This window comes from Streptomyces sp. M2CJ-2 (assembly GCF_016757295.1).
Lineage (GTDB): Bacteria > Actinomycetota > Actinomycetes > Streptomycetales > Streptomycetaceae > Streptomyces.
Window position 1 is genome coordinate 1 of sequence record NZ_JAESIF010000028.1, and the last position, 24,870, is coordinate 24,870.

The window sequence follows — 24,870 nt, forward strand, 5'->3', positions numbered from 1 at the left end:
GAGAAGCCGAGAGTGGGGGAGCGTGCAGCTGCAAGGCGGAGGAGGGAGTCGACGCGGTGGGGTCCCCCTGCTCGAGCTCGTCGAGAGCTCGGGGGAGTCGGCGAGTGACGACAACGCGGCTGGGGCCCCTGCTCGAAGAGCTTGGGGGAGTGCGTGCCGGACCCCGCGTCTGCGGCAGGATCCGCCGGGCAGGCCCTAAGCGTCGGCGCCCGCCGCCTCCCCCGTGCTTCCCGCCTCCCGCAGGGCCCGGCGGCACAGGGCGTCCGCTCTGCGGGTGGTTTCCGGGAGGCGGTACGCGGGGGTCAGCGCGAGGGTGTGGGCGCGGGCGTCGGCGAGGGTCACGCGGTGGCCGACCGAGACGAAGACCGGTTTGACGGCGTCCCGGGTGCGCAGGGCCAGGCCGACCTCCTCGGCCCCGGCGAGCAGCGGAGCCGTGCTGCCGCGCGGGGCCGCCGGGGTCGTGAAAGTGAAGGTGAAGGGGTTCTTGGCGACGCCGATCGTCGGCAGTCCGGTGAGCACCCCGAGGTGGCTGGCGAGGCCGAAGCGGCGGGGGTGGGCAAGTCCGTAGCCGTCGCAGACGACCAGTCCCGGCGGGCACGGCAGGGCGTCGAGGGCGGCCAGGACGGTGGGGATCTCCCGGAAGGCCAGCAGGCCCGGAACGTACGGGAAGGAGATCCGGCCGACGGCCGTGGCCTCGGCCACGACCTCCAGGCTGCCCGCGTCCAGGACCACGGCCGCCGCCGCGACGAGGTCCCGCTCGTCGTCGTACGCCACGTCCACCCCGGTGACACGGCCCGTTCCGGGCGGCGGGCCGGGCTCGTCGAGCACCACCCGCCCGCGCAGTGCGTCCTGGACCGCGCGGGCCTGCTCCTCGGTCGTGGGCCAGTCCGCGGGGATGCGTACGTTCGTCATGGTGGCGACGAGCTTACGGGCCCGGGGGCTTTTCGCGGTGGTGCGGGGTGCCGCGCCAGCCGCATATACCACCTGCCGGGAGACTTCGGCCACTCGGACACATGAAAGCGGTGACAGAGGTCACTCTGTTCCGGTGGGCACGGATCGGCTGATTCCGTCGTCTCTTTGAGTAGGCCGCCCCATCCGCCCGGAAGCCGTTCAGCCGTCGTTCAGCCGTCACGAGGGAGCAAGGCGTTGTCCACCGTCATCGAGCAGCCCGTCGAAGCCCGGCTCGTCGCCGCCGCGCCGCGGATGCCCAGCATTCCCGCCACTTTGCACTACGACCGGAGCGACCCGTTCGCCGTGCGTATGACCTTCCCCGCCCCCGCCACCCTGGAGGGCGTCGAGGTCTGCTGGACCTTCGCCCGCGAACTGCTCTCCGCGGGGCTGCACGAACCCGAGGGCCACGGCGACGTACGGGTGCGGCCGTACGGCTACGACCGGACGGTGCTGGAGTTCCACGCGCCCGAGGGAACCGCCGTCGTCCATGTCCGCTCGGGCGAGATCCGCAGATTCCTCGAGGCCGCCGGCGAACTCGTGCCGGTCGGTCTGGAGCACCTTCAACTCGACCTGGACCACGACCTCGCGGAACTGATCCGCGACGCCTGCTGAGCCACGGCGCGGGGCGAGCCGGGCACCCGGCGGGCGCCCGGGCCCGGAAATGCGTTTGCGGACCGCCCACCCGGTTGACAGCCTGCGATCATGAGTACCTCTGTCCCCCGCGACCTCCGCGACCCCTCCCCCGACTCCACACCGGCACCCCCGGCGGAGGGCTGGATCACCACCCCGCTCACCGAGGAACTGCTGCGCGGCGCGCTCGAACTGGAGCGGACCGCGCGGGGAGTGCAGCCGCACCGGTTGCCCGCCCGGGCCCGCGCGCAGGGTGCCGACGGTCAGCTGAACATGGCGGAGGCGCAACCGTCCGGCGTCCGGCTGGTGTTCCGCACCCGGGCCACCGCCGTCGAGCTGGACGCGCTCCGCACCAAGATGGCCTACGAGGGCGCCCCGCCCCGTCCGGACGTCCTCTACGACCTGCTGATCGACGGCGAACCGGCCGGGCAGGCCGAGGTCACCGGTGGGAACGTCATGCTGGTGGACATGGCCACGGGCTCCGCCGACCTGCGGCCGGGCCCCGTCGGCACCGCCCGCTTCACCGGGCTGCCGGACCGGGACAAGCGCGTCGAGATCTGGCTCCCCCACAACGAGATGACCCAGCTGGTCGCCCTGCGCACCGACGCCCCCGTGGAGCCGGTGGCCGGTGGGGACCGCAGGGTGTGGCTGCACCACGGCAGCTCGATCAGCCACGGGTCCGACGCCGCGAGCCCGACCACCACCTGGCCGGCGCTGGCCGCCTCCCTCGGCGGGGTGGACCTGGTCAATCTGGGGCTGAGCGGCAGCGCGCTGCTCGACCCGTTCACCGCGCGGGCGATGCGGGACACCCCCGCGGACCTGATCAGTGTCAAGATCGGGATCAATCTGGTCAACGCCGATCTGCTGCGGCTGCGTGCCTTCGTACCGGCGGTGCACGGCTTCCTCGACACCATCCGCGACGGCCGTCCGACGACGCCGCTGCTGGTCGTCTCACCGATCCTGTGCCCCCTCCACGAGGACACCCCGGGCCCGAGCGTCCCCGACTTCAGCACCATCGGCGAGGGCCGGCTCCGGTTCGCGGCCATGGGGAACCCCGAGGAACGGGCCGCCGGCAAGCTCACCCTCAACGTCATCCGGGAGGAGCTGGCCCGGCTGGTGGAGCAGCGGGCCGCCGACGACCCGAACCTGCACTATCTGGACGGTCGCGAGCTCTACGGCGAGGCGGACCACGCCGAGCTGCCGCTGCCCGACGCGCTGCACCCGGACGCCGCCACGCACCGCCGCATCGGCGAGCGCTTCGCGAAGCTGGCCTTCGGCGACGGCGGGCCGTTCACCGGATGAGCCGCCTGGCCGCCGTTCCGAAATCGCGTTGACAGCGAATCGGGCCCCTCGTACGGTTCATAGCGCTTCTGTTGCCGTCGATCGGAGAAGGACGTTGCTCGTCTGAGGTCCTGAGACACCGCGTCACACCTGTGTGGTGTGCACGTCGCGTGCGACCTCGGCGTACGAGCCGTCCTTGGCGGAACAGGGCTTTTCCCATGCCCGGACCCTCCCGCCCGGCCTGCCGTCCCGCGGTGTCTCGATACGCGTTCGCACCCGACCGCATCACGCAACCGCGCGGAGGCCCGTATGCCCGCATCCATCACCTGCACCTCCCTGTCCTTCACCTGGCCCGACGGCACCCCCGTCTTCGAGGGCCTCGACGCCGCCTTCGGTCCCGGCCGGACCGGACTCATCGGCGTCAACGGGTCAGGAAAATCAACCCTGCTGAAGCTCATCGCCGGTGAACTCCGGCCGGCCGACGGCGCCGTACGCGTCGCCGGCGAGGTGGGCTACCTGCCGCAGAACGTGACGCTCGACACCGCGCTGAGGGTCGACGACGCGCTCGGCATCGCCGCGCAGCGCGCCGCACTGCACGCCATCGAGGCGGGCGACGTGGCCGAGGCGCACTTCGAGACCGTCGGCGACGACTGGGACGTGGAGGAACGCGCCCTGGCCGCCCTCGGTGAACTCGGCCTCGGACACATCGGGTTGGACCGCACCATCGGCGAGGTCTCGGGCGGCGAGTCGGTGCTGCTGCGGCTGGCCGCACTGCTGCTGGGCCGGCCCGACGTACTGCTGCTCGACGAACCCACCAACAATCTCGACCTGTACGCACGCAGACGGCTGTACACGGCCGTCGAGGACTGGCCGGGCCTCATGGTCGTGGTCAGCCACGACCGCGAACTCCTGGAACTGGTCGACCAGGTCGCCGATCTGCGCTCCGGAGAGGTCACCTGGTACGGCGGCAACTACTCGGCCTACCAGGAGGCACTCGCGGTCGAACAGGAGGCGGCCGAACGCATGGTGCGGGTCGCCGAGTCGGACCTGCGCAAGCAGAAGCGCGAACTGGCGGACGCCCAGGTCAAATTGGCCCGCCGCAAGCGGTACGGGCAGAAGATGTGGGACAGCAAACGCGAACCGAAGATCGTGATGGGCGCCCGCAAGCGCGCGGCACAGGAGTCCGCGGGCAAGCACCGCATCATGCACGAGGAGAAGCTCGCCGGAGCCAGGGAGCGACTCGACGAGGCGGTGGAGGCCGTACGGGACGACGACGAGATCCGTGTCGACCTGCCGCACACCGCCGTACCACCGGGGCGCACCGTCCTCACCCTCAAGGGTCTGGAACTCGCGTACGGCGCCCGGGTGGAGGGCCACTTCGAGCTGCGGGGCCCCGAGCGGGTCGCGCTGATCGGACGCAACGGCGCGGGCAAGACGACGCTGCTGCGCACCGTCGCGGGCGAGCTCCCGCCGGTGTCCGGCGAGGCGACGGCACAGGTCCCGCTGCGGTTCCTGCCGCAACGGCTCGATGTCCTCGACGGAGAGCTCAGCGTCGCCGAGAACGTGGCCCGCTTCGCGCCGGATGCCACCGACAACCGGATCCGGGCGAGGCTCGCCCGCTTCCTGTTCCGGGGCGCCCGCGCCGACCAGAAGGCGCTGACGCTCTCCGGCGGCGAGCGTTTCCGGGCGGCGCTGGCCGCGCTGATGCTGGCCGAGCCCGCGCCCCAGCTGCTGATGCTGGACGAGCCGACCAACAACCTCGACATCGCGAGCGTCCGCCGGCTCATCACGGCTCTGGAGTCCTACGAGGGGGCGCTGATCGTGGCCAGCCACGACCTGCCGTTCCTGAAGTCGGTCGGGATCACGCGCTGGCTGCTGCTGGAGGAGGGAGAACTGAGGGAGACCACACCGGACGCCGTCGGCTGACCGGCCCGACCCTCCACCGGCACGGACCAGGGCGGCACGGACCAGAACGGCCCGGCCGGTTACCGGTGGTGGATCTCATCGTCGCCAGGGGTGGCCCCGACCGGCTTCTCCCTGCATGATGGCTGCGCCGTCATCCGCGGCAGACCGGCCGGCCCACCGGCGCCCTCGGCGACGGTGCCAGACCGCCCCGTCCGATCCGGAGTCACGCCCGTGTCCAGCAAGAAGGCCCTCGTCCGCCGTCCCGGCCCCCGACTGGCCGAAGGGCTGGTGACACACATCGAGCGGGAGGGCGTCGACGTCGACCGCGCGGTGGAGCAGTGGGAGGCGTACACCGAGGCGCTGCGCGGCCACGGCTGGGAGACGGTCGAGGTGGACCCGGCCGACGACTGCCCCGACTCCGTGTTCGTCGAGGACACGGTCGTCATGTACCGGAACGTGGCCCTGATCGCCCGGTCCGGTGCCGAGTCCCGGCGCGCGGAGACCGTCGGGGTCGAGGAGGCCGTGGCCGCGCTGGGCTGTTCGGTGAACTGGATCTGGGAGCCGGGCACCCTGGACGGCGGGGACGTGCTCAAGATCGGCGGCACCGTGTACGTGGGCCGGAGCGGGAGGACGAACGCGGCCGGGATCCAGCAGCTCCGGGCGACGTTCGAACCGCTGGGTGCCCGGGTCGTCGCCGTGCCGGTGAGCAGGGTGCTGCATCTGAAGTCGGCGGTGACGGCACTGCCGGACGGGACGGTCGTCGGCCACATCCCGAACCTGGACGCGCCGTCGCTGTTCCCCCGTTTCCTGCCGGTGCCGGAGGAGTCCGGTGCGCACGTGGTGCTGCTCGGCGGGGACCGGCTGCTGATGGCGGCGAGCGCGCCGAAGACCGCGGAGCTGTTCGCGGACCTCGGCTACGTGCCGGTGCCCGTGGACATCGGGGAGTTCGAGAAACTCGAGGGCTGCGTCACCTGTCTCTCGGTCCGGCTCCGGGACCTGTACGCCTGACGGGTGCCCCCCTTCCCTCCCCCGTACGGCCCCTGATCGGCACGCGGAGCCCCCCCCTCTGATCTGCGGCCTTTACAGGGCCCTTAACCTACGGTTTCGTAACCTACGGTTTCGTAGCCTACGATCCCGTAGGTTGCCGGCGCCGCCCGCCGATGATCCCTGCCTGTCCCCGTCCCCCCTGGAGTACCCCATGTCGATCACTTCTCCCCACCTCGGCAGCCCGGCCGTGTGGACCGACGCCCGGCTGTTGTACGCACTGGAGGAAGTGGTCGAGAAGGAGCTCAACCGACACCTGAAGGTCGCCAAGGACTGGATGCCGCACGAGTACGTGCCGTTCAGCGACGCCCGCAACTTCCCCGGCTTCTTCGAGGACGGCGAGGCATGGGAGAAGGAGCAGTCCAAGGTCACCGAGGTCGGCCGGATCGCCCTGGTGGTGAACCTGCTGACCGAGGACAACCTCCCGAGCTACCACCACGAGATCGCCACGCTGTTCGGCCGGGAGGGCGCCTGGGGCACCTGGGTGCACCGCTGGACCGCGGAGGAGGGCCGGCACGGCATCGTGATGCGGGACTACCTGCTCGCCTCGCGGGCGGTGGACCCGGACCAGCTCGAGCAGTTCCGCATGTCCCACATGAGCGAGGGCTTCGAGTCGGACAACCGCCACTCGATGCTGCACTCGATCGCCTACGTCGCGTTCCAGGAGCTGGCCACCCGCATCTCGCACCGCAACACCGGCCACCAGTCCGGTGACCCGGTCTGCGACCGGATGCTGGCCCGCATCGCGACCGACGAGAACCTTCACATGGTCTTCTACCGCAACCTGCTCAAGGCGGCCTTCGAGCTCGCCCCCGACCTCACGATGCAGGCGGTGCGGGACGTCGTCGTGAACTTCCGGATGCCCGGGCACGGCATTCCCGGCTTCGAGCGGGCGGCGGCGCAGATGGCGATCGGCGAGGTCTACAACCTGCGCATCCACCACGACGACGTGCTCATGCCGGTGATCCGCCACCTGAAGGTCATGGAGATCGACGGGCTGGGCGCCGAGGGCCGTCAGGCCCAGGAGGAGCTCGGGATGTTCCTCGGCGGTCTGGACTCCGAGGCTGCGAAGTTCGACGAGAAGCTCGCCGCGCGCAAGGCCCGGATGGCTGCGCGCGCGGCCGGCTGACCCCGCGCTCCCCGCAGACGACGGCGGGCCGCCCGGGCAGACCGGGCGGCCCGCCGTTCCCGCTGGTGCCTCGGCAGGGACTAGTGAGGCGTACGCCGCAGCTCCAGCCGTTCCTTCTCCGACAGCCCGCCCCAGACGCCGAAGCGCATGTCGTTGGCCAGGGCGTAGTCGAGGCAGGTGGCGCGGATGGGGCACAGACCGCAGATCCGTTTGGCCTCACGCACCGAGCTGCCGGGCTCGGGGAAGAAGAAGTCGCCTCCGGTCTGCGCGCACAGGGCCTCCTGTTGCCAGGCGAGTTCGGGCGGCGCGATGGTGTCGATGTGCATGGCCGAAAGCGTGCCGACCATCGAAAAACGTTCGCTCAACGCCGGATCAACGCGCCACACCGAGGACCGCCTGCCTCCCCCGGCCACCGCACGATGCCCGCGCGGACGCCGGAACGCACGGCGGCGCGCGGAGACATGTCACGCGGAGGCGCGGCGTACCAGCGTCGTCGGGAGGATCACGCCGGCGGGGTCGCCTTCGACGGTGTCGTGCGTGCGGGCGGTGCGGTCGAGTCCGCGCAGGAGGAGACGGGCCATCAGCCGGCCCATCTCCAGGATGTCCTGGCGGACCGTGGTCAGCGGGGGGTCGGTCTGCTCGGCGAACGGCAGCATGTCGTCGAAGCCGACCACCGCCACGTCGTCCGGCACCCGCCGCCCGTGCTCGCGCAGCACCCGCAGCGCGCCCGCCGCCGTGAGGTCGTTGGCGGCGAACACCGCGTCCAGGCCGGGGCAGCGCTCCAGGAGTTCCCGCATCGCCCGCTCACCGCCGGCCACGGTGAAGTCGCCCTCCACCACGAGCCGCGGGTCGGCGTCGACCACGGCGTCCCGGAAGCCGTCCAGCCGGTCCACCGCCGAGGTCTGGTCCAGGGCGCCGGTGATGTGCGCGACCCGGCTGCGGCCGAGGCCGAGCAGGTGACGCACGGCGTCGCGGGCGCCGCCCCGGTTGTCGCTGTCGACGTACGCGACGCCGTCCCCGCCGCCGGACCAGCCGGGCCGGCCGCCGAACACCGTCGGGACGCCCGCGCGCTGGATCAGTTCGGGCAGCGGGTCGTCGAGGTGGAGCGAGAACACCAGCGCGCCGTCGACATGGCCGCCGGCCAGGTAGCGGGCGACCCGGGCGTGGTCGGCACGGCCCTCGGTGAGCAGCAGCACGAGCTGGTTGTCGTGTGCCGTCAGCTCCTTGCTGATGCCGCGCAGCTGGCGGGCGAAGAAGGGGTCGGCGAAGACGCGGCTCTCCGGTTCGGCGACGATGACGGCGATGGCGTCGTGGCGGTTGGTCACCAGGCTGCGGGCTGCCTGGTTGGGCACGTAGCCGAGTTCGTCCACCGCCTGCCGGACCCGCTCGGCCAGGGGTTCGGTGACGCCGTCGGCGCCGTTGACCACGCGGGAGACGGTGGCCCGCGAGACCCCGGCCCGCGCGGCCACGGCCTCCAGCGTGGGGCGCGGCACTGTCTCGGTCACGTCGGCGGCTCCTCACCTGCGGCTGCGGATCAGGATAGCCCCGGTCGCGGCAGAGGTGAGAGCGCTCTCGCGGGTGCCGCCCGTCAGTGCTCGTGCGCCTCGCCCTCCCCCGCCGGCCCGTGGCCGTGTTCGTGCGGGTCGTGGCCGGGGATCGTGCCGTCCGGCTTCTTCGCCAGGAACATCCCGGTCATCCCCATGTCGGAGTGGCTCTGGACGTGGCAGTGGTACATCCAGGCGCCCGCCCCCACCCCCTCCCCCGCGATGATCTGGAAGCCGAAGGAGTCCGCCGGGCCCACGATCTTGTTGTCGATGACCTGGCTCGGGTCGTCGGGGCCGGTGAGCATGCCGGTCCGGTTGTCGGCCCAGCGGTGACCGTGCATGTGGAAGGTGTGGTAGTACTCGCCGTGCGTGATCATGACGATCTCGACACGGTCGCCGACGGTGGCCTCGAAGTCGGGGCCGGTGTGGGCGGGCCTGTTGTTGATCGTCATGTCGTTGAAGACGATCGTGTGCGTCCGGTCCGGCAGGACGTCTCCCTTGCGCCGCACGATCACCGGGCCGTACAGGCCGTTGCGGATGCCGCCGGTGCCGTGTTCCGTGCCCACGACGTGGTCGTGGTAGTGCCAGTAGCCGGCGCTGCCGGACCGCCAGGTGCCGTCCGGGCGCCGTCCGGGCTTGTGGGTGCGCCAGGTGTAGGTGCGGGTGTCACCGGGTGCGACGTCGCTGCGGTTCATCTTGGTGCCGTCGCTGGAGATCTCGTAGTCCAGGCCGTGGACGTGCAGGCTCACCGGCACGTCCATGGTGTTCTCGAACTCGATGTGCAGCGTGTCGCCTTCGTTGAGCTCGATCAGGGGGCCGGGGACGGACGCCTTGCCCTTCTCCAGGCCGTAGCCCATCCCTCCGCCGTCCAGTCGCTCGGCGTACAGCTTGATGCGCCTCACCTCGCCGCCGGCGGGCGCGGTCTTCGCCGGCGTGGCGGCGCCGACCGCCTCGGGCCCCAGGGACATCGATGTCGCGACGACCGCGCCGCCCAACAGCACCCGCCGGTTGAAGTCGCGTCTTTGCATGCCGAACTCTCCCCACTGGTAAGGGACTTGATGGTGCGGATCTGTGAGAGACGTGAGCACAATGGCTGCGATGTCGCTGTCATGAACCTGGAAAACCGTACCGGCCGCCCTCTCGTTTATCCACACTCAGGACAAAGTTCGTTTCATTGCGGCCATAGGTATTGGCGTGTGGCGCAAAGAGGTCTAGCTTCCTTGACGCTGTCGCTGCGACCGAAGAGGGGTGGGTGGCCACATGCGGTTCACGTCGCATCAAGAACCCATGCGCTTAAAGGGGTTGAGCACAAGAAACACCAGAAGCACCAGAAGCGCGAGAAGGACCGGAGCGGGGCGAAGGGCGTGGGCGGCGACCATCACCGCCTCAGTCGTCGCCGCCGGACTGCTGTCGGGGCCCGCCGCCAGTGCTCGTCCGGACGACGACCCGGCCCTGACAACGATGTCGATCAAGTCGCCTCCGGGCGGCGCGGACGTACGGGTGCTGCTCTTCCACGGTTCCGCCGCGGCCGGGGACGAGTCGCCGGTGGTGAACGCCGGGATCGAGGCGATCGAGAAGATCGGGCTGTCCGGCCCCGCGAACCAGCGGTTCGAGGTCACCGCGACGGACGACGCCTCGGTCTTCACCAACGACAAGAGGCTGGGCCGCTTCAACGCGATCGTGTTCCTCACCGGCGGCGGGGACGTCCTCGACCCGGCCCAGGAAGCGGGCCTGGAGGCCTACATGGAGGCCGGCGGCGGGTTCGTCGGCATTCATGACGCGGCCCGCGCGGAGCCGTACTCGGACTGGTTCACCGGTCTCATCGGCGCCCGTCCGGCCGTGTCCGGCCCGGCGGGCGTCCAGCGCGCGACCGTCGAGGTCGGCGACCGGCGGCATCCGGCGACCAAGAGCCTGCCGCAGGAGTGGAAACGGCCCGACAAGTGGCTGAACTGGACGAAGAACCCGTCCGGCGAGGTGCACACCGTGGCCAGGGTCCGCGAGTCGACCTACCAGCCCGGAGCGAGCGCCAACGGCGCGGACCACCCGGTGAGCTGGTGCCGCGACTACGACGGCGGCCGGTCCTTCTACACCGGGATGGGCGGCACGGTGTCGTCGTACGACGAGACCGACTTCCGTGACCATCTGCGCGGCGCCCTGCTGTGGACCACGCGGCTCGTCCAGGCGGACTGCAAGGCGACGATCAACGGCAACTACAGGGCGGAACGGCTCACCCGGCCCAACCAGCCGGGCCAGAACGACCAGATCGGCGAGCCGCACGGACTGGTCACCGCCCCCGACGGCCGCGTCTTCTACATCGGCCGCGGCGGCGCCGACTCCTCCCAGCCGGTGACCACCGACTGGAACGACCCCGACATCGGCAAGGGCAAGGGCGAGATCCACGTCTACGACCCGAAGACCGGAAAGGTCACCCTGGCCGGCGCGCTCACCGTCTTCGGGAACAAGGGCGGCGGCGACGAACTGGTCAAGGTCGAGGAGGGGCTGCTCGGCATCGAACTGGACCCGGCGTTCGAGCGGAACGGGTGGGTGTACCTGCACTACACCCCCCACTCGGAGATCGACCGCGTCAAGCGCATGGCCGACCGCCGGGTCTCCCGCTTCACGTTCGACGAGTCCACCGGCAGGCTGGACCTGCGCAGTGAGAAGGTGCTGCTCGACTGGCCGGTACAGATCCACAGTTGCTGCCATGCGGGCGGCGGGCTGGCCTGGGACTCCGAGGGCAACCTGTACATCGCCACCGGTGACAACAACTCCAGTGGCTTCAGCGGCGGTTACTCGGGCAACAACCCCGAGCCGAACTTCAAGGGCGTCTCCTTCGCGGACGCGCGCCGCACGGCCGGCAACACCAACAACCTCAACGGCAAGATCCTGCGCATCCACCCGGAGCCGGACGGGACGTACACGCTCCCCGAGGGCAATCTGTTCACCGGCAAGGAGAGCGCCGAGGGCGGCGGCAAGACGCGCGGCGAGATCTATGTGATGGGTGTGCGCAACCCGGCGCGCATCTTCGTCGACCCGGTGACCGACGTGCTCTACGCCGGCTGGGTCGGTCCGGACGCGGGGCAGCCGTCGACGACCTGGGGCCCGGCCAAGTACGACACATTCGCCGCGATCACCAAGGCGTCCAACCGCGGCTGGCCGTACTGCATGGGCGACAAACAGCCCTACCGGGACCGCAATCTGCCCGATCCGTCCCAGCCGCTGGGCTGGTACGACTGCGACCGCCCGAAGAACGAGTCGCCGAACAACGACGGCCTGGTCGACCTGCCGCCGGTGACCGGCAACAACATCTGGTACTCGCCGCAGGGCGGCGGCCCGGTCTTCCCCCGGGACCAGAACGGCGTCCCCTCCTACAAGCAGGACGAGACCACCTACAAGCTGCCCTGGCTCAAGGGCGGCGGGCAGGCCGCGATGAACGGGCCCGTCTACCGCTTCGACGAGGCGAGCGGCAGTGACACCAAATGGCCGGCCTACTGGGACGGCAAGTGGTTCGTCGGCGACTTCTACGACGCCGACCAGCCGCGCAACGCGGTGCTCATGAACCCGAAGACGCAGGGCGACGGCGGACTGCCGGTGCACTCGGAGTCCCTGAAGAAGATCGTGCCGATCGGAAACGACGGCATCAAGAACCTGATGGACTGGAAGTTCGGTCCGGACGGCGCGCTGTACGTCCTCGACTACGGCCGCGGCTTCTTCACCTCGGACGCCAAGTCCGCCCTGTGGCGGGTCACCTACACGGGCGGCGGCCCGACCCCGGCCGCCGGTCAGCTGGCGAGGGGGACCGAGTGATACGGCAACGCAGGACATGGGCCGCCCTGTTGGCCGCCCTGCTCATGATGCTCGGGCTGCAGACCGTCTCTGCGGCCGACGACACCGAGGCCCCCGGGGCCAGGGCGGCGGACCAGGTGCTCACCTGGACCGCGGGCAACGACATCGACAAGTACCTCTCGGCACCGGCGACCGCGGTGGCCGGACCGGCGACGATCGTCTTCGAGAACAGCGTGGCCACCGGCAACACCACCGGCATGCCGCACACGTTGACGTTCGTCACCTCGGACCCCGAGTTCAACGACGACGTCCAGCTCAACATCCTGGCCAACCCCAACGACGCCCAGAAAGGCCGGTACACCGCCGAGGTCACCCTCACCCCGGGCCGCTACTTCTACCACTGCACGATCCCCGGCCACGGTCAGATGCAGGGCATCCTGGTGGTGACCGAGGGCAGCGGTGAGGACACCACGGCACCCGAGGCGAGTGCGGAGGTGACCGGCACGCAGAACGCCGAGGGCGCCTACGTCGGTTCGGCGAGTGTCGCCGTCACGGCGACCGACGTGGGCTCGGGCGTGGACCGGATCGAGTACGCGATCGGCACCGACGGCGCCTGGCAGCCGTACACCGCGCCGGTCGTCGTCGACCAGGTCGGTACGCACACGGTGCGCTACCGCGCCCTGGACAAGGCGGGCAACGTCTCGGCGGAGCGGAGCGTCGGGTTCACCGTCGTCGCCCCGCCGACGGACGACACCACCGCACCGGAGACCTCGGCGACGGTGGACGGTGCGAAGAACGCCGACGGCTCGTACATCGACATGGCGACCGTCACCGTCACCGCCTCCGACACGGGCTCCGGGGTCAACACCATCGAGTACGCGATCGGTTCCGGCGCCTGGCAGCCGTACACCGGCCCGGTGATGGTGCATCAGGTGGGCACGCACACCGTGCGCTACCGCGCCACGGACAAGGCGGGCAACGCGGCGGCCGCGAAGAGCGTCACGTTCACCGTCGTCTCCGCGCCCCCGCAGGACACCACCCCGCCGGTGACCGGTGTGACCGTCGAGGGTTCGAAGAACTCGAACGGGGCGTACGTCGGCAGCGCGAAGGTGACCGTCAGCGCCACCGACGGGCACGGTTCCGGCGTCGCCGGCATCGAGTACTCGCTCGACGGCGGGCCCTACCTGGCGTACACGGCGCCCGTGGTCGTCGACCGGGCGGGCAGGCACACCCTGGCGTACCGGGCGAGCGACAGGGCGGGCAACACCTCCGCCCCGCTCACGGTGAGCTTCACGGTCGTGTCGGGCCAGGTCCCCCCGCCGCCCTGCCCGGAGTTCGACGAGCGGCTGACGGTGTTCGTCGGCGAGGTCGACTCGGGTGTGCCCAACCGGGTCACCGACAACCGCTGCCGGATCGGCGAGTTGATCGAGGACGAGAAGGAGTGGACGTCCCACGCGCTGTTCCTGAAGCACGTCAAGGGCGTGCTGGACAAGCTCGAGAAGGAAGGAGTCGTCGACCGGCGGGAGTACCGGGCGATCAACCAGGCGGCCCGCCAGTCCGGGATCGGCACGCCGGGCCGGACCGAGGGCTACCGCACGATCCTCGACGGCAGTGCGGAGTCATTCGCCGAGTGGCAGCAGGTGGGCGGGGGTTCGTTCGCTCTGAACCCGGACGGGTCGATCACCTCCGGCACCACCAGGGCCGGACTCGGCATGCTGTGGTTCCCCGAGCGCAAGTACGGCGACTTCTCGCTGAAGCTGCAGTGGCGGGACGACGCGCCGGGCACCGGCAACGCCAACTCCGGTGTGTTCGTGCGGTTCCCGCAGGTGCACGACCATCCGGAGGAGACGCGGCCGGAGTGGGTCGCCATCAAGTACGGGCACGAGGTACAGGCGTTCGACTCCCCCACCGGCGACATGTACAAGACGGGCTCGGTCTACGGCTTCGACCGGGTGGGCCTGGCCGGTGCGGGCGTGACGCAGAAGGGCACCTGGAACGACTACGAGATCCGCGTGGTGGACCAGCACTACTCGGTCTACCGCAACGGTGTGCTGATCAACGAGTTCGACAACACCGGTGGCCAGGACTTCACCCCGCCGCGCTCGGACGACCCGGGCACGGACGGGCGGCGGTTCGCCTCCGGCTACATCGGACTCCAGGTCCACGGCACCACCGACGTGGTCTCGTACCGGGACGTCCGGATCAAGGAACTACCCTGAGACGGCACTGACCGGAAACCCAGCCGGGTCGGGCTGATCCGAGCCGAACCCGGCCGACAGCGGGCCGGGAAGCCGCAGACCCGCGGCTTCCCGGCCCGGCCCGGACCTCACGGCTGCATGAGCACCTTGACCGCGCCGTCCTGCTTGTGCTGGAACATCTCGTAGGCCCGGGGCGCGTCCGACAGCGGTACGCGGTGGGTGGCGAAGTCCTCGACGCCGAGAGGGTCGTCGTCCGTGAGGTGGGGGATGATCTCGTCGCTCCAGTGGCGTACGTTCGCCTGCCCCATGCGCATCTGGATCTGCTTGTCGAACAGGGTGAGCATGGGCATCGGGTCGGCCATGCCGCCGTAGACGCCGGTGATCGAGATGGTGCCGCCGCGCCGCACGAGTTCGATCGCGGTGTGGAGGGCGGCGAGGCGGTCGACGCTGAAGCGTTCCGCCAGGGGACCGCTCAGCTTGCGGGGCAGCAGCGCGGAGGCGTTCTGCACCATGCGGGCCGCCGCGCTGCCGTGCGCCTCGGTGCCGACGGCGTCGATCACGGCGTCGGGACCGCGGCCGTCGGTCCGGTCGCGGATGGCGGTGACGAGTTCCTTCTCGTCGTCGAAGGAGCGCAGGTCGAAGGTCTCCACGCCCCGGTCGTGCGCCCGGCGCAGGCGTTCCGGGACCAGGTCCACGCCGAAGACCCGGTCGGCTCCCTTGAGCCGGGCGATCCTGCAGGCCATGTCGCCGATGGGACCGAGGCCGAGCACGGCGATGCTGCCGCCCTTCGGGACGTCGGCGTAGGCGACCGCCTGCCAGGCGGTGGGCAGCACGTCGGAGAGGTAGACGAACCGGTCGTCGGGCGGTCCCTGGGGGACCTTGATGGGGCCGTACTGGGCCTGCGGGACCCGCAGGTACTCGGCCTGGCCGCCCGGCACCGCGCCGTAGAGGCGGGTGTAGCCGAACAGGGCCGCGCCCATGCCCTCGGCGCTGACCTGAGTGGTCTCGCACTGGGTGGGCAGGCCGGTGAGGCACATCCAGCAGTTGCCGCAGGCGATCTGGAACGGCACCACGACCCGGTCGCCCGCCTGGAGGTCCGGCACGGCGGCGCCGACCTCCTCGACGATGCCCATCGGCTCGTGGCCGAGGATGTCGCCCGGGGTCATGAACGGGGTGAGCACCTCGTACAGATGCAGGTCGGAGCCGCACAGGCCGGTGGAGGTGATCCGGATGACGGCGTCCGTGGGTTCCTCGATCCGGGGATCGGGCACGTTCTCCACCCTCACGTCCCGCCTTCCCTGCCAGGTCACTGCCCTCATCGCCGCCCGCTCCCTTCGTGGTGGCCGGTGTGCCGTTGCCACGGTGTTTCTTCGTGGCTCCTTCATGGCTTCTTCGTGCCTTCTTCGTGCGGGGTCCCGAGTACCCGAGCGGCCCGTGCCGAACCGCGCGCCACTGGGCCGATCGGCGGAAGCCACCGCGCGGGACCACCGCTGATCGACTATGGCCACGGACGATCAGAAAAGCGCACAATCAAGACAACTGATGATTCAGGGCAGGCAGGGTGGCGACGGTGGGCATGGGACGAGGGACGCGCACACGACGCGCGGCACGCACACGGCGCACGGCAACGGCGAGAGCACTGCTGGCGGTGTTCCTGACGGCCGGTCTGGCGGCCGGCTGCACGGCCTCGGACAGCCCGGTCGACGACGGCCGCGGAGAGCCCTGGCCGTCGCCGCTCGAGCCGCGGCCGGACGGGACCGGCAGCCCTCCGGTGCTCGCCGTGAAGCTCGACAACGCTCCCGTGGCCCGGCCGCAGACGGGCCTGGACGCGGCGGACGTGGTGTACGTCGAGCAGGTCGAGGGCGGGCTGAGCCGGCTGATGACGGTCTACGCCACCCGGCTGCCCGAGTCCGTGGGGCCGGTGCGCAGCGCCCGGGAGGCCGATCTGGAGCTGCTGCGCCAGTTCGACCGGCCGATCCTGGCGTTCTCCGGGGCGCAGAGCAGACTGCTGCCGCTGATCGACGAGGCTCCACTGGAGGCCCTGACCCCGGGGACACCCGGCTCCGAGGCGGGCGTCTACGGCCGGGCCGCCGACCGGTCCTCCCCGCACAACCTCTACCTCCACCCCCGGCGGCTCCTGGACGACCCGCCCGGCCGGTCCGCACTGACCACCGGCTTCCACCACGGTCCGCCGCCCCCGGGCGGCACACCCGAGGCCACGCACACGGTGCGCTATCCGGCGACCCGCTTCGCCTTCACCTGGTCCGACGCCCGCGACCGCTGGCTGGTCTCGATGGACGGCGATCCCGCGGTCACTCCGCGGGGCGAACGGCTGGCGCCCGCGACCGTCGTCGTGCAGTACGTGACCGTCCGCCCCTCCGACTACCGCGACCACCTCGGCAACAACACGCCGTACACCGAGACGGTGGGCTCCGGAAAGGCCACCGTGCTGCGCGACGGGCGCGCCCATGAGGTCCGCTGGAGCAGGCCGGACGCCACGGACGGCACCTCGTTCACGACGAACGACGGCGCTCCGGTGAACTTCGCGCGGGGGCAGGTGTGGGTGGTCTACGCGAAGGCCCCCTGATCAGCGCGGGGCCGTCACCCGGCGTCGCGGCCGCGGCACCGTCTCGCCGCGGCACCGCCTCACCGGTTCGAGGGGGCTGCGGGATGGCGCAGCCCCTCGGCCGCGTCCGCCACCCGGCGGATCAGCTCGAAGAAGGCGGCCTGCTCCTCGTCACCCAGCGGGGCCAGGAAGACCTGGTTCATCCGGGCGGTGCGCACCACCAGCTTGCGGTGGGCGCGCAGGCCGTCGTCCGTGAGCCGGAGCAGGAAGCGGCGGCCGTCCCGCGGATCACGGACCTTGTCGAGCAGGTCCCGCCGGAGGAGCCGGCCGATCACCTCGGCGATGGTGGACCGGTCGAGTCCCACCCGCTCCCCCACCGTGCGCTGGTCCAGGCCGGGCTCGGCGACGAGCGCGTTGAGGACCGCGAACTGCGGCGAGGTGATCTCCTCGGAGACCATCGTGTTCCACAGCAGGTGGTGCGCCTGCTGGAGCCGCCGGGCCAGATGCCCGGGATGGCCGGTGAGGTCCACCGCTGCCATGTACGCCCCCACTGTCCTACGTCGTTTCGTCGGTGCACTGAACAATACCTGCGCGAGGGCGGACCTGTCTGCGCCTCCTGAAGACATCACCCCCTGAAGGCATCGTCGCTGGACAGAAGAGGGTATTGACGCCTCGACCCAGCGATGGCAGCGTGAGGGGCTGCCGCGAAAATACTCAGTGCCCTGAGTATCTCGGTACCGACGACACACGGCCGCGGACCGGTGCGCATCCGGTCGGCCGGACTGGAAGGGATGGGGTTTCCTGATGGACAAGGTGTTGGCCTCCGCCGTGAAGGCGGTGGCGGAGGTGGTCGGGGGGACCACCGCCCCGACCGGAGCCGGACCGACCGTTGTGGAGGGACTGTCGTGACGAACGCACTCACCCAGCACGACATCGACCAGGAGATCGCGGCCGAGCACGCCGCGTACGAGAAGCGGGTGGCGGGCGGCGCCCCGGTCGAACACCATCCGCGCCGCGACTACGCCCCGTACCGCTCCTCGGTGCTGCGCCACCCCAAGCAGCCGGCGATCGCCGTCGACGTGTCCAAGGACCCGGAGCTGGTGGAGCTGTCCTCCCCCGCCTGGGGCGAGCGGGACCTCACCGCGGTCGACAACGACCTCACCCGCCACCACGACGGCGAGCCCGTCGGTGAGCGCATCACCGTCTCCGGGCGGCTGCTGGACCGCGACGGACGTCCCGTGCGCGGCCAGCTGGTGGAGATCTGGCAGGCCAACTCGGCCGGGCGGTACGCCCATCAGCGGGAGCAGCACGACGCCCCGCTGGACCCCAACTTCACCGGCGCCGGCCGCACCCTGACCGACGCCGACGGCTTCTACCGCTTCACGACCGTCCAGCCGGGCCCGTACCCGTGGCGCAACCACGTCAACGCGTGGCGCCCGGCGCACATCCACTTCTCCGTCTTCGGCTCCGCGTTCACCCAGCGGCTGGTGACGCAGATGTACTTCCCGAACGACCCGCTCTTCCCCTACGACCCGATCCTGCAGTCGGTGACCGACGACGCGGCCCGCGAGCGGCTGGTGGCGACCTACGACCACAGCCTGTCGGTGCCGGAGTTCTCCCTCGGCTACCACTGGGACATCGTGCTCGACGGACCGCGGGCCACCTGGATGGAAGAAGGGCGCTGACCACCATGACGAAGATCGACACGAGCAGCCCGGAGAACGTGCTGCCCACCCCCTCGCACACCGTCGGCCCGTTCTACGGCTACGCGCTGCCCTTCCGCGGCGGCGAGGACATCGCGCCGCTCGGCCACCCGGAGACCGTCACCGTGCACGGGTACGTGTACGACGGTGAGGGCAAGCCGCTGCCGGACGCGCTGCTGGAGGTGTGGGGCGCCGATCCGGAGGGCAATCTGCCGACGGCCGACGGCTCGATGCGGCGGGACCCCGCGAGCGGCGACTTCCTGGGCCGCAACGGGGTGGAGTTCACCGGCTTCGGCCGGATCCAGACCGATGCCGACGGCCACTGGTACGTGCGCACGCTGCGGCCGGGGGCGCGCGGGCAGCACGCGCCGTACCTCAGTGTGTGCGTGTTCGCGCGGGGCCTGCTGATGCATCTGTTCACCCGGATCCACCTGCCCGGCGACGAGGCCGTGCTCGCGGCGGACCCGCTGCTGTCCCGGCTCGACGCGGACCGCCGCGACACGCTGGTCGCGGTGGACGAGGGCCACGGGACGTACCGTTTCGACATCCGCCTTCAGGGCGAGGGCGAGACGGTCTTCCTGGAGTTCCAGTGACCTCGACCGATTCCGGTACCGGCCTGCTCGCCCCCGGGTGGGCCGGTTCCCCGGCCGCCGCCGAGACCGGTGACGGCGCCGTCCTGCGGGCGCTGCTGGACGCCGAGGCCGCGCTGACCCGGGCGCAGGCGGCCGCGGGGCTCGTCCCCGCCGAGGCCGCTGCGGCGGTCACGGAGGTGGCCGCCGACCCCGGGCGCTTCGACCCCGTGTCCCTCGCCGAGCGTGCGCGGGGCGGCGGGAACCCGGTGATCCCGCTGGTCGCGGATCTGACGCGGGCGGTCGGCGAGGAGCACGGTCCCTCCGTGCACCGGGGTGCGACCAGCCAGGACATCATGGACACGGCGATGATGCTGGTCGCCCACCGCGCCCTGGGCCCGCTCCTCGACGACCTCGACCGCTGTCAGCGGGCGCTGGCCGCTCTCGCCGCCGAGCACCGCGACACGGTGCTGCCGGGGCGGACGCTGACCCAGCACGCGGTACCGACGACGTTCGGGCTGAAGGCCGCCGGGTGGCGGTCGCTGGTGCTCGACGCCCGCGACCGGGCGACGGCCGTACGCGCCTCGCTGCCGGCCCAGCTCGGCGGTGCCGCCGGGACCCTGGCGGCCTTCACTGCGTACGGGGCGACGGACGCGACCGCGCTCCCCGCGCTCTACGCCCGGGAGCTCGGACTGTGCCCGCCCGCTCTCCCCTGGCACACGCTGCGCACTCCGGTGGCCGATCTCGCCGGCGCCCTCGCCTTCACCGCCGGGGCGCTGGGCAAGCTCGCGACGGACGTGCTCACCTCCTCCCGCACCGAGATCGCGGAGGTCTCCGAGGGCAGCGGTGGCGGCTCCTCGGCCATGCCGCACAAGGCCAACCCGGTGCGTTCGACGCTGATCGCGGCGGCGGCCCGGCGCGCACCGCAGCTCGCGGCCACGCTGTACGGCTCGCTGGTGGCCGAGGACGAGCGGCCTGCCGGTGCCTGGCACGCCGAGTGGGAACCGCTGCGGGACCTGCTCCGCCTGACCGGTGGCGCGGCCCGGGACGCCGCCGAACTCTCCGAGGGGCTGCGGGTACACGCGGACGTGATGCGTGAACACCTCGGCCTCACCCACGGGCTGATCGTCTCCGAGCGGCTGTCCGCGGAGCTGGGGCACGTACTCGGCCGCGGCCGGGCGAAGGAACTGCTCACCCGCCTGGCGCGGCGCGCCTACACCGAGGGCCGCGACCTCGGTGGCCTCCTCGCCGAACAGATCGAGTCGGGCGAACTGCCGGAACTGAAGGACCTCGACGTCGTCGACATCGCCGCCGCGACCGATCCCACCCGTTACACCGGCTCTGCCGGCCCTCTCACCGACCGTGCACTGGAGCGCTCGTGACCGACACCGTCCTCAACCACCGTACCGAGGGGCCCGGTTCCGCTCCCCCGCTGCTGCTCGGCCCCTCGCTGGGCACGTCGTACGCCCTGTGGGACAAGGTGGCGCCCGAGCTGTCGATCACGCACCGGGTGGTCCGCTGGGATCTGCCGGGGCACGGCGGTTCGGCGGCCGGGCTGATCGGTCCCGGCGCGACCGTCGGCGAGCTGGCGGATCTGGTGGTCGCGCTCGCCGACACGCTCGGCATCGAGCGGTTCGCCTACGCGGGCGTGTCGCTGGGCGGAGCGGTGGGACTGGAACTGGCCGTGCGTCACCCGGAGCGGGTGTCGTCCCTGGCCGTGATCTGTTCCTCGGCGCACTTCAACGGCGCGAAGGCGTGGGAGGAGCGGGCGGCGCTGGTACGGAGCGAGGGTCTTTCGGGACTCGCGGAGAGTGCGGACGCCCGCTGGTTCACGTCCGGTTTCACGGTGCCGGAGCTGGTCCGCGACCACCGGGAGGCCGATCCCGGGGCGTATGCCGCCTGCTGCGACGCGCTGGCCGCGTTCGATCTGCGGGAGCACCTCGCACAGATCCGGGTGCCGACCCTGCTGGTGGCCGGCCGGGAGGACCCGGCGACGCCCCCGGCGCATCTGCGCGAGATCGCCGACGCGGTGCCGGGTGCGGGGCTCGTGGAGATCCCGGGCGCCTCCCATCTGGCGCCGGCGGAGCGTCCCGAGGCGGTGCTGACGGCGCTGCGGGCCCACTTCGGCGGGGACGCGGCGAGCGGGATGCGGGTACGGCGCGAGGTTCTCGGGGACGCGCACGTGGACCGGGCCCAGGCCCGGCAGACGGCGTTCACCGCGCAGTTCCAGGACTTCATCTCGCGCTACGCCTGGGGCGAGATCTGGACCGATCCGACGCTCACCCGCCGCGAACGCAGCATGATCACGCTCACCGCGCTGGTCGCGCACGGCCATTACGACGAACTGGCCATGCACGTCCGCGCGGCACGGCGCAACGGGCTCACCCCCGAGGAGATCGGAGCGGTGCTGATGCAGACGGCGGTGTACTGCGGCGTACCGGCGGCCAACTCGGCCTTCGCGACGGCCCAGCGGGTACTGGCGGAGGAGGCCGACGGCACGTCGTGACGGGCCCGGGGCCCGTGAAGGGGCGGGGCGCTACGGCCGGTTGTCCGGGCCCCGCCCGGTGGCCGGGGCCGGTGCGGCGGTCGACGCCCGTCCGGTGACCGAGGCCAGTTCGGTCCGGGCCCGCGCGGCCAGCCCGTCCGCGCCGCAGGAGCGTGCGAGCGCCAGACCGCGCTCCAGGTCGGTCTTCGAGCGGGCGAGGATGCCGTACTCGACCCGGGCGGTGGCGTGTTCGTACTGGCAGGGCGAGGACTCCAGGTAGGCGACGGCCCGGGCGGCGAGCCGCACCGCCCGCTGGCCGGTCTCCAGAGCGGCGGCGCAGCGCAGGGCCTCCCCCATGGCGGTGTCCGTGCCGAAGCGCTCGGCCCGCCTGCGGTACTCCACGGCGAGCCGGGCGGCACGGGCCGGGTCCGCCCCGGCGAGGGCGCGGGCGAGGTCGGCGGCCCAGAAGACGTGGACGGGGTTGTGATGGCCGCGGGAGGCCGCCGCCTTCTCTGCGGCCTCCAGTTCGTTGACGCCGTCCTCGGTGCGGCCGACCGCGAGCAGCAGTCTGCCGCGCACCGAGCGGAGGTCGGGAAGCACGATGGTGGACGGGTAGGGCGGTGCGAAGCCGTGCCGTTCGGCGACCGCCCGGGCTTCGTCCACGTGCCCGCGGGCGAGCAGGGTGTCGACCAGGTTGCAGGTCGCCGTCCAGTACAGGGGCAGACCGCGGCCGACGCGTTCGGCCAGGCGCAGGGACTCGCGCAACGATTTCTCCGCCGCCGCCAGGCGGCCCCGCCTGCGGTGTCCGAGACCGACGTAGGCGTGGGCGAGGGCCAGGTGGCCGCCGCTCCAGCCTGCCGTCTCGTAGGCGCGCAGGGCCTCGTTGTAGAGGCTCTCGGCGCGGTCGAGTCGGTCGGTGTAGGCGTAGACCCCGGCCAGCATCAGCAGCAGTTCGACGCCCCATTCGGAGTCGGTCCAGCCGAGGCCGGGCGCGAGGCGACCGTTGACGAGGGCGCGGTCGCAGATCTCGGCGACCTCCTCGGCGTTCTCGCCGCGCATCATGGCGTCGAAGCCGCGCAGGATGAGCAGCGCGCGCTCGGAGTTGTCGCGGCCGGTGCAGGTGGCGGCGAGGGCTGCCAGGCGTTCGCTGCGGCCGGGCGTGGTGGTCTCGCCGGCGTGGATGCCCTCCCACATGAACTGCACGGCCTGCAGCCGCATCCGGGCGGGTCCCGGCTCCAGTCGGGCGGCCTCCGCCTCGACGGTGCGCAGGGCCTCCTCCATCTGGTTGTTGTGCAGCAGCGCCTGCGAGAGCCGGACCACGGCGTCCACCCGTGCGTCGCCGTCGAGGCCGGACATACCGAGCGCGGTCCGCAGCTGGCCGATGGTCCGGGCGGGTGCGGTGAGGAAGGTGGCGCGGCCCAGTTCGTAGAGCACGTGCGCGTGGACCTCGGGGCGGGGCGGTTCCTCCAGTGCGCGTTCCAGGCAGCGGCGGGCCGCGTCCGGGGCGCCGGTGGCGAGGTGTTCGCGGGCGGCCTCACGCAGTTGCCACACGAGTTCCTCGTCGTCGTCCGGGTGCACCTCGAGGAGGTGCCGGGAGGCGGACGCGGCGCCGCGTCCGGAGTCGGTGACGATCCGGGCGGCGATGCCGTGCATGGCCCGGCGCAGGGCGTCGGGGATGGAGTTGTAGACGGCGGTGGCGATGAGCGGGTGGACGAACTCGAGGTCGGCCGTTCCGGTACGGCCGGTGCCGGGGTCGGGGACGGTGAGGATGCGGGCGCCGCGCAGGAGTTCGGCGCAGCGGACGGCGTCGTCGCGGTTCAGGGTGGCAAGCCGGGCCACCAGGTCGACGGTGATGTCGGTGCCGAGGATGGCGGCGGCCCAGGCGAACCGGGTGGAGTCTATGCCGAGTTGTTCCAGGCGGGCCACGAGTCCGCCGCCGCGGGCGGAGCGGTTCAGCGCGCGCAGTTCGCCCGCGTGGGTCTCGACGGGTTCGAGTTCGCTGTCCTGGACCTTGGCGAGGAGTTCGACGGTCTCGTACGGGTTGCCGCCGGTGACGGCCCACACCTCGCGGCAGAACGCGGCGTCCGCGTTCTCGCCCAGGGTGGCGCGGGTGAGTCCGGCCGTGGCGAGCGGGGTCAGGGCGCTGAGGACGGTGACGGGGTGTTCGGCCGCCTCGGCGACGGCGTCCAGGTGGCGGGCGCCCACCCCGGAGATCTCGCCCGGCCGGCGGGCGACCACGACGAGGACGGGCACCTCCGCCAGGCGTTCGGCGAAGACGGCGAGCCAGTGCAGGGTCTCCTGGTCGGCCCAGTGGACGTCGTCGACGGTCAGCACCAGCGGCCAGTCCCGGCGGGCCAGCCGGCGCACCGCGGCGACCAGCCCCTCGCAGACGCCTTGCGGGTCGATGTGCCGGTCACCGGGCTCCGCGACGCCGAGGGCGGGGCCGGCGATGTCGTACCAGTCGCCCAGGTACTCGTGGACCTCCTCCGGCAGCATCGGCACCAGTGCGGGCTGGAGGAGTTGACGTACGACGTTGAAGGGGACGGAGCGCAGGGTCTCGCCGCCGCGGGCCGACCAGACGGTGCAGCCGCGCTGCTCGGCGATGCGCCGTGTCTCGGCGAGCAGCGCGGTCTTGCCGAGCCCCGCCTCACCCTGGAGCACCAGCAGGTCGCCGGGTGAGGACCGGTCCGCGCACAGGGTGTCGACCACCGCGGTGATGGCGGCGACCTCCTCGTCCCGCTCCCAGAGGGAGGGCGAGGCCTCGACCATGGGCCGTACCTCCGTCATCCCGCTGCCTCCCCAAGTCGCCCGAACGACGTGCAGGCGTCGAGCGTAGTCCTCCGACAGCCCTGACGGAGCAGTACCGTGCCCGCTCTTGCCGTGACGGGTGACACGCGGTACAGGGGTCGACACGTCCCGCCGCCCACCTGGGATTCCGGAGTCAACAGCCTTCAAGAGATGCCATGGTGACGGTTCGTCGGATCATTTTCGCAGGGGCGCGCCGGGGAGGGAAGGCGCGCGGCGAAGCGGCGGCACGCCGGTCGTACGGGGGTGCGCGGAGGGTGCCCGGGGCCGGGGT

General features: G+C 71.8%; 20 protein-coding genes. 12 read left to right on the forward strand and 8 right to left on the reverse strand.

Translation table 11 applies throughout. The annotated features are described in order from the left end of the window. Positions 1-195: 195 nt before the first annotated feature. Entirely contained in the window at positions 196-912 is a 717-nt protein-coding gene (locus tag JL475_RS21120) for an endonuclease V (RefSeq protein ID WP_202279372.1), read from the reverse strand. A 234-nt stretch (positions 913-1,146) separates the two neighbouring features. Between JL475_RS21120 and JL475_RS21125 the strand changes: the two genes are divergently transcribed. The 5 genes from JL475_RS21125 to JL475_RS21145 all read left to right on the forward strand — a co-directional run bounded on the left by JL475_RS21125 (position 1,147) and on the right by JL475_RS21145 (position 6,940). After that, the gene (locus JL475_RS21125) at positions 1,147-1,563 is read left to right on the forward strand and encodes an SsgA family sporulation/cell division regulator (protein ID WP_202279373.1); all 417 of its coding nucleotides are present in this window, start codon (positions 1,147-1,149) and stop codon (positions 1,561-1,563) included. Positions 1,564-1,653: 90 nt separating this feature from the next. After that, positions 1,654-2,883: a GDSL-type esterase/lipase family protein gene (locus JL475_RS21130; protein ID WP_202279374.1), complete on the forward strand. Its 1,230-nt coding sequence runs from the start codon at positions 1,654-1,656 to the stop codon at positions 2,881-2,883. Between the two features lie 288 nt (positions 2,884-3,171). Beyond that, positions 3,172-4,788, forward strand: coding sequence for an ABC-F family ATP-binding cassette domain-containing protein (locus tag JL475_RS21135; RefSeq protein ID WP_202279375.1), 1,617 nt, complete (start codon positions 3,172-3,174; stop codon positions 4,786-4,788). Positions 4,789-4,998: 210 nt separating this feature from the next. Continuing rightward, positions 4,999-5,775: a dimethylargininase gene (gene ddaH / locus JL475_RS21140; protein WP_202279376.1), complete on the forward strand. Its 777-nt coding sequence runs from the start codon at positions 4,999-5,001 to the stop codon at positions 5,773-5,775. Positions 5,776-5,965: 190 nt separating this feature from the next. Continuing rightward, the gene (locus JL475_RS21145; RefSeq protein WP_202279377.1) at positions 5,966-6,940 is read left to right on the forward strand and encodes an acyl-ACP desaturase; all 975 of its coding nucleotides are present in this window, start codon (positions 5,966-5,968) and stop codon (positions 6,938-6,940) included. An 80-nt stretch (positions 6,941-7,020) separates the two neighbouring features. Here the strand turns inward: JL475_RS21145 and JL475_RS21150 are convergent, their stop codons facing one another. The 4 genes from JL475_RS21150 to JL475_RS40140 form a co-directional block, all read right to left on the reverse strand. Beyond that, positions 7,021-7,266, reverse strand: coding sequence for a WhiB family transcriptional regulator (locus JL475_RS21150; RefSeq protein WP_202279378.1), 246 nt, complete (start codon positions 7,264-7,266; stop codon positions 7,021-7,023). A 138-nt stretch (positions 7,267-7,404) separates the two neighbouring features. Continuing rightward, positions 7,405-8,445: a LacI family DNA-binding transcriptional regulator gene (locus JL475_RS21155; RefSeq protein WP_202279379.1), complete on the reverse strand. Its 1,041-nt coding sequence runs from the start codon at positions 8,443-8,445 to the stop codon at positions 7,405-7,407. 83 nt (positions 8,446-8,528) lie between these two features. Next, positions 8,529-9,512, reverse strand: coding sequence for a multicopper oxidase domain-containing protein (locus JL475_RS21160; RefSeq protein WP_202279380.1), 984 nt, complete (start codon positions 9,510-9,512; stop codon positions 8,529-8,531). Between the two features lie 249 nt (positions 9,513-9,761). Beyond that, positions 9,762-9,956 (reverse strand): hypothetical protein, encoded by a 195-nt coding sequence (locus JL475_RS40140; RefSeq protein ID WP_237407818.1) that lies wholly within the window; start codon positions 9,954-9,956, stop codon positions 9,762-9,764. On the opposite strand from JL475_RS40140, the gene JL475_RS21165 reads away from it, so the two are divergent. Together JL475_RS21165 and JL475_RS21170 are read left to right on the forward strand one after the other, a co-directional pair. After that, on the forward strand, positions 9,862-12,291 hold the full coding sequence (locus JL475_RS21165) for a ThuA domain-containing protein (protein ID WP_307825124.1): 2,430 nt from the start codon (positions 9,862-9,864) through the stop codon (positions 12,289-12,291). The genes JL475_RS40140 and JL475_RS21165 overlap by 95 nt on opposite strands. A gap of 44 nt (positions 12,292-12,335) precedes the next feature. Further along, entirely contained in the window at positions 12,336-14,489 is a 2,154-nt protein-coding gene (locus JL475_RS21170) for a family 16 glycoside hydrolase (protein WP_202279443.1), read from the forward strand. Between the two features lie 107 nt (positions 14,490-14,596). On the opposite strand, the gene JL475_RS21175 is transcribed toward JL475_RS21170, so the two are convergent. Continuing rightward, the gene (locus JL475_RS21175) at positions 14,597-15,787 is read right to left on the reverse strand and encodes a zinc-dependent alcohol dehydrogenase (RefSeq protein WP_202279382.1); all 1,191 of its coding nucleotides are present in this window, start codon (positions 15,785-15,787) and stop codon (positions 14,597-14,599) included. 257 nt (positions 15,788-16,044) lie between these two features. Here JL475_RS21175 and JL475_RS21180 point away from each other — a divergent pair, with 257 nt between their 5' ends. Next, positions 16,045-17,055 carry a DUF3048 domain-containing protein gene (locus JL475_RS21180; protein WP_202279383.1) on the forward strand — a complete coding sequence of 337 codons (1,011 nt, stop codon included), beginning with the start codon at positions 16,045-16,047 and terminating at the stop codon, positions 17,053-17,055. Positions 17,056-17,114: 59 nt separating this feature from the next. On the opposite strand, the gene JL475_RS21185 is transcribed toward JL475_RS21180, so the two are convergent. Further along, positions 17,115-17,573, reverse strand: coding sequence for a MarR family winged helix-turn-helix transcriptional regulator (locus JL475_RS21185; protein WP_202279384.1), 459 nt, complete (start codon positions 17,571-17,573; stop codon positions 17,115-17,117). 366 nt (positions 17,574-17,939) lie between these two features. Between JL475_RS21185 and pcaH the strand changes: the two genes are divergently transcribed. Genes pcaH through pcaD form a run of 4 tightly spaced genes read left to right on the forward strand, consistent with a single transcriptional unit; the run spans position 17,940 to position 21,812 of the window. Beyond that, complete coding sequence (gene pcaH / locus JL475_RS21190) at positions 17,940-18,719, forward strand: protocatechuate 3,4-dioxygenase subunit beta (protein ID WP_202279385.1); 780 nt, start codon at positions 17,940-17,942, stop codon at positions 18,717-18,719. A gap of 5 nt (positions 18,720-18,724) precedes the next feature. After that, positions 18,725-19,330, forward strand: a complete 606-nt coding sequence (pcaG, locus tag JL475_RS21195) for a protocatechuate 3,4-dioxygenase subunit alpha (protein WP_202279386.1) — start codon at positions 18,725-18,727, stop codon at positions 19,328-19,330. After that, entirely contained in the window at positions 19,327-20,688 is a 1,362-nt protein-coding gene (gene pcaB, locus JL475_RS21200; protein WP_202279387.1) for a 3-carboxy-cis,cis-muconate cycloisomerase, read from the forward strand. The genes pcaG and pcaB overlap by 4 nt, the downstream gene beginning before the upstream one ends. Then, complete coding sequence (gene pcaD / locus JL475_RS21205) at positions 20,685-21,812, forward strand: 3-oxoadipate enol-lactonase (protein ID WP_202279388.1); 1,128 nt, start codon at positions 20,685-20,687, stop codon at positions 21,810-21,812. The genes pcaB and pcaD overlap by 4 nt, the downstream gene beginning before the upstream one ends. Before the next feature lie 30 nt (positions 21,813-21,842). Here the strand turns inward: pcaD and JL475_RS21210 are convergent, their stop codons facing one another. Further along, on the reverse strand, positions 21,843-24,578 hold the full coding sequence (locus JL475_RS21210) for an AAA family ATPase (protein ID WP_202279389.1): 2,736 nt from the start codon (positions 24,576-24,578) through the stop codon (positions 21,843-21,845). Positions 24,579-24,870 lie beyond the last annotated feature (292 nt).